This is a genomic window from Corallococcus sp. AB030, assembly GCF_003668965.1.
GTDB lineage: Bacteria > Myxococcota > Myxococcia > Myxococcales > Myxococcaceae > Corallococcus > Corallococcus exiguus.
In genome coordinates this window covers 1-5,591 of record NZ_RAWQ01000343.1, presented here as the reverse complement: position 1 = coordinate 5,591, position 5,591 = coordinate 1, and the positions used below count along the sequence as shown (strand labels likewise).

General features: G+C 55.7%; 2 tRNA genes and 3 rRNA genes. All 5 read left to right on the top strand.

The features are described 5' to 3' along the window. Nucleotides 1-48: 48 nt before the first annotated feature. The 5 genes from D7Y15_RS41775 (at nt 49) to rrf (ending at nt 5,561) form a co-directional block, all read left to right on the top strand. A 16S ribosomal RNA gene (locus D7Y15_RS41775) occupies nt 49-1,586 on the top strand. A 211-nt stretch (nt 1,587-1,797) separates the two neighbouring features. After that, nucleotides 1,798-1,874 (top strand) — tRNA-Ile (locus tag D7Y15_RS41770). Nucleotides 1,875-1,929: 55 nt separating this feature from the next. Further along, nucleotides 1,930-2,002, top strand: a tRNA-Ala gene (locus D7Y15_RS41765). Nucleotides 2,003-2,296: 294 nt separating this feature from the next. Further along, nucleotides 2,297-5,263, top strand: a 23S ribosomal RNA gene (locus D7Y15_RS41760). A 181-nt stretch (nt 5,264-5,444) separates the two neighbouring features. Beyond that, a 5S ribosomal RNA gene (gene rrf / locus D7Y15_RS41755) occupies nt 5,445-5,561 on the top strand. The 16S, 23S and 5S rRNA genes sit together here with 2 tRNA genes alongside, the layout of an rRNA operon. Nucleotides 5,562-5,591: the final 30 nt, after the last annotated feature.

Here is a 5,591-nt window from a genome sequence, read left to right as displayed (position 1 = left end):
CTCCTTAGCCGGGTCTCGGGGAACGCCGGTTCAAGCAAACCAAGAATACAATTGGAGAGTTTGATCCTGGCTCAGAACGAACGCTGGCGGCGTGCCTAACACATGCAAGTCGAGCGCGAATAGGGGCAACCCTTAGTAGAGCGGCGCACGGGTGCGTAACACGTGGATAATCTGCCTGGATGCCTGGGATAACCAGTCGAAAGATTGGCTAATACCGGATAAGCCCACGGTTTCTTCGGAGACTGAGGGAAAAGGTGGCCTCTGTATACAAGCTATCACAACCAGATGAGTCCGCGGCCCATCAGCTAGTTGGCGGGGTAATGGCCCACCAAGGCAACGACGGGTAGCTGGTCTGAGAGGACGATCAGCCACACTGGAACTGAGACACGGTCCAGACTCCTACGGGAGGCAGCAGTGGGGAATTTTGCGCAATGGGCGAAAGCCTGACGCAGCAACGCCGCGTGTGTGATGAAGGTCTTTGGATTGTAAAGCACTTTCGACCGGGACGAAACCGTAAAGCCTAATACGCTTTGCCTTGACGGTACCGGGAGAAGAAGCACCGGCTAACTCTGTGCCAGCAGCCGCGGTAATACAGAGGGTGCAAGCGTTGTTCGGAATTATTGGGCGTAAAGCGCGTGTAGGCGGCTTTGCAAGTCGGGTGTGAAAGCCCTCAGCTCAACTGAGGAAGTGCGCCCGAAACTGCAGAGCTTGAGTGCCGGAGAGGGTGGCGGAATTCCCCAAGTAGAGGTGAAATTCGTAGATATGGGGAGGAACACCGGTGGCGAAGGCGGCCACCTGGACGGTAACTGACGCTGAGACGCGAAAGCGTGGGTAGCAAACAGGATTAGATACCCTGGTAGTCCACGCCGTAAACGATGAGAACTAGGTGTCGTGGGAGTTGACCCCCGCGGTGCCGTAGCTAACGCATTAAGTTCTCCGCCTGGGAAGTACGGTCGCAAGACTAAAACTCAAAGGAATTGACGGGGGCCCGCACAAGCGGTGGAGCATGTGGTTTAATTCGACGCAACGCGCAGAACCTTACCTGGTCTTGACATCCTCGGAATCCTTCAGAGATGAGGGAGTGCCCGCAAGGGAACCGAGAGACAGGTGCTGCATGGCTGTCGTCAGCTCGTGTCGTGAGATGTTGGGTTAAGTCCCGCAACGAGCGCAACCCTCGCCTTTAGTTGCCACGCAAGTGGATCTCTAGAGGGACTGCCGGTGTTAAACCGGAGGAAGGTGGGGATGACGTCAAGTCCTCATGGCCTTTATGACCAGGGCTACACACGTGCTACAATGGCCGGTACAGAGCGCTGCAAACCCGCGAGGGGGAGCTAATCGCAGAAAACCGGTCTCAGTTCAGATTGGAGTCTGCAACTCGACTCCATGAAGGCGGAATCGCTAGTAATCGCAGATCAGCACGCTGCGGTGAATACGTTCCCGGGCCTTGTACACACCGCCCGTCACACCATGGGAGTCGATTGCTCCAGAAGTCATCTCACCAAGAGATGCCCAAGGAGTGCTCGGTAACTGGGGTGAAGTCGTAACAAGGTAGCCGTAGGGGAACCTGCGGCTGGATCACCTCCTTTCTAAGGAGACCGGGTGTTGGACTCAGCCTTCGGGCGAGTAGGCAACACCAGCAGCCTTCGGGCTGTCAGGTCATCTCTAGGTCAATGTTTCCGATTAACAATCCATTATGAACTTCGGGCTTGCTGTTTGGTTTTGAAGGACCGAGTGAAGTTGGCTCGGCTCTTTGAGAATGAAGGACGCTGTAGGGTTCGCCGACGCTTTAGCCCCCCTGGGCCTATAGCTCAGCTGGCTAGAGCGCGCGCCTGATAAGCGCGAGGTCGGTGGTTCAAGTCCACCTAGGCCCACCACTCTTCTCCCTCACTGGAGGGAAGCAAAAGGGTGACTGGTGCTGACGCGAGAGTCGGGGCTGTAGCTCAGCTGGGAGAGCGCCAGCTTTGCAAGCTGGATGTCGTCGGTTCGAACCCGATCAGCTCCACAAGTTTCCTGGAAGTCGCAGGGACGTTCTTTGACAAGTGCATACGAAGGGTAAGTTGCAATTTCTGCTGAGTGAAGTTCTCAACAGAAGTGCCGACTTCGAAATGAGTCTCACCAGGCGCCGCGAGGCAGCCGGGTGGGGCAAAAGCGAAGTCTCCCACACAAGAAGAAGAAGCAATGAGAACAGCAATAAAGAATGTCTTCCGGGCCTGCTAGCGAAGAGCAGAGGTCTGGGCCTTGGTCTCCGAGTTTCGAAAATCCGCCGGGAGGCGGGCATTAGACAAGAGATTAGGGCAAGTAAGCTACTAAGGGCGTGCGGTGGATGCCTAGGTGCCAAGAGGCGATGAAGGACGTGGGTGGCTGCGAAAAGCTTCGGGGAGTTGCCAACCAAACGTTGATCCGGAGATGTCCGAATGGGGAAACCCAGCGCGGCGAATAGCTGCGTTACTGCAAACTGAATTCATAGGTTTGCAGAGCAAACCAGGGGAAGTGAAACATCTCAGTACCCTGAGGAAGAGAAAACAATGAGTGATTCCCAAAGTAGTGGCGAGCGAAATGGGAAGAGGCCAAACCAACGTCATGCAAATGGCGGTGGGGTAGCGGGTCCGCGGTAGGACTCTGGAGGGCTAGTGGAAGCGTCCTGGAAAGACGCACCAAAGAGCGTGATAGTCGCGTACACGAAAGCCAACTGGAGCTGAGCGGGTTACCCAAGTAAGACGGGACACGTGCAATCCTGTCTGAATCTGCCGGGACCATCCGGTAAGCCTAAATACTCCTTGGCGACCGATAGTGAACAAGTACCGCGAGGGAAAGGTGAAAAGAACCCCGGTGAGGGGAGTCAAAAGAACCTGAAACCGCATGTCTACAAGCAGTTCGAGCACTACGGCGCAAGCCAGTGCGAGAGCGTACCTTTTGCATCATGATTCGGCGACTTAATATACGTAGCGAGGCTAAGCCGATAGGTGGAGCCGGAGCGAAAGCGAGTCCGAATAGGGCGCTAAGTTGCGTGTATTATAACCCGAAGCGGGGTGATCTACACATGGCCAGGTTGAAGTGCGGGTAACACCGCATGGAGGACCGAACTCATGAAAGTTGAAAATTTCTGGGATGAGCTGTGTGTAGGGGTGAAAGGCCAATCAAACTCCGTGATAGCTGGTTCTCCCCGAAAGATATTTAGGTATCGGCTCGGGCAATTCAATGCCGGAGGTAGAGCACTGAAACGGCTAGGGGTCTCACCAGATTACCAAACCGTATCAAACTCCGAATGCCGGCAATTGTTATCCCGGGACGCAGTCAGTGGGTGATAACGTCCATTGGCAAGAGGGGAATAACCCAGACCGACAGCTAAGGCCCCCAAATCTAGTCTAAGTGAACACTAGAAAGGATGTGGCAGGTCATTGACAACCAGGAGGTTGGCTTAGAAGCAGCCATCCTTTAAAGAAAGCGTAATAGCTCACTGGTCAAGACAGGCCGCGCCGAAAATGTAACGGGGCTCAAGACTAGTGCCGAAGCTTCGGGTCATGCGCGTCAGGCGCGTATGGCGGTAGGGGAGCGTCCCAGTTGCAGCGAAGGTGGACTGAAAAGGCCGCTGGAGCGACTGGGAGTGCTGATGCCGAAATGAGTAGCGATAAAGGGGGTGAGAAACCCCCTCGCCGTAAACCCAAGGTTTCCTGGGTCAAGTTAATCTTCCCAGGGTTAGCCGGGTCCTAAGCCGAGGCCGAAAGGCGTAGGTGATGGCAAGCAGGTTAATATTCCTGCGCCATCTTGCAGACGTTGAACTGAGGGAGGACGGAGAAAGCTAGGCGAGCTGACCGGTGGTTGTGTCAGTCTAAAGGCGTAGGGGTGTCGCGTACGAATAAAGGCGCGGCAGTCATCCCCGAGACCCCATGGCGCCCCGCAAGGGGTAAGTCGCTGATGCTCGGCTTCCAAGAAAAGTCCCGCAGGGAGTCTGCAGGGTGTCCGTACCGCAAACCGACACAGGTGGGTGAGGAGAAAATCCTAAGGCGCTTGAGAGAACTCTCCTCCAAGGAACTAGGCAAATTTCCACCGTAACTTCGGAAGAAGGTGGGCCTCTGGTAGGTGTAGGCGTACAGCCGAAGCCGAGAGAGGTTGCAGAGAAATGGCGGTAGCGACTGTTTACCAAAAACACAGGACTCTGCGAAGGCGACAAGCCGACGTATAGGGTCTGACTCCTGCCCGGTGCTGGAAGGTTAAGGGGATTCGTCAGCCGCAAGGCGAAGCGATGATCCGAAGCCCCAGTAAACGGCGGCCGTAACTATAACGGTCCTAAGGTAGCGAAATTCCTTGTCGGGTAAGTTCCGACCTGCACGAATGGAGTAACGACTTCCGCACTGTCTCGGAGAGGGACTCAGCGAAATTGAAATAGCTGTGCCGATGCAGTTTACCCGCAGCAAGACGGAAAGACCCCGTGAACCTTTACTACAACTTGACAGTGACACTAGGGATTGGCTGTGTAGGATAGGTGGGAGCCTTTGAAGCCGGGCCGCTAGGTTCGGTGGAGGCAACGGTGAAATACCACCCTGCTGATTTCTGGTGTCTAACCACGTCTCGTAAGCCGGGACTGGGACACTGTCTGGTGGGTAGTTTGACTGGGGCGGTCGCCTCCCAAAAAGTAACGGAGGCGCGCGATGGTTCCCTCAGCCCGATTGGAAACCGGGCGTCGAGTGCAATGGCATAAGGGAGCTTGACTGCGAGACCGACAGGTCGAGCAGGTGCGAAAGCAGGTCATAGTGATCCGGTGGTCCTGAATGGAAGGGCCATCGCTCAACGGATAAAAGGTACTCCGGGGATAACAGGCTTATCTCCCCCAAGAGTTCACATCGACGGGGAGGTTTGGCACCTCGATGTCGGCTCATCGCATCCTGGGGCTGGAGCAGGTCCCAAGGGTTTGGCTGTTCGCCAATTAAAGCGGTACGCGAGCTGGGTTCAAAACGTCGTGAGACAGTTTGGTCCCTATCTGCTGTGGGCGTAGGATACTTGAGAGGCTCTGACCTTAGTACGAGAGGACCGGGTTGGAGGCACCGCTGGTGTACCAGTTGTCTCGCCAGAGGCATCGCTGGGTAGCCATGTGCCGATTGGATAACCGCTGAAAGCATCTAAGCGGGAAACCGACCTCAAGACCAGGTATCCCGGGCGCAAGCCCCTGAAGACTCGTGGAAGACTACCACGTTGATAGGCTGGGTGTGTAAGCGCGGTAACGCGTTAAGCTAACCAGTACTAATAAGTCGAGAGGCTTACTTCCCCCATTCTCTTGCATGCCCCCTCAAGGGGAGTAAGGGACTCGGGGCCAAGGCCGAGGCCAGGACGCCACTAGCGCGTCCGCCCGGAAGGCAGCTGTTTCAATTGCTTCTTCGACTTCTCGAAGAGGCTTCACTCAAGCAGAAGCTTGCAACTTACCCTTCGTATGCACCGTCATTCGCTTTTCCGGTGGCAATGTCGGAGGGGTCACACCCGTTCCCATCCCGAACACGGAAGTTAAGCCCTCCAGAGCCGATGGTACTCCGCGGGAAACCGCGTGGGAGAGTAGGTCGCTGCCGGATTCTTTTTGAAAGCCCCTGGTGCCGCAAGGC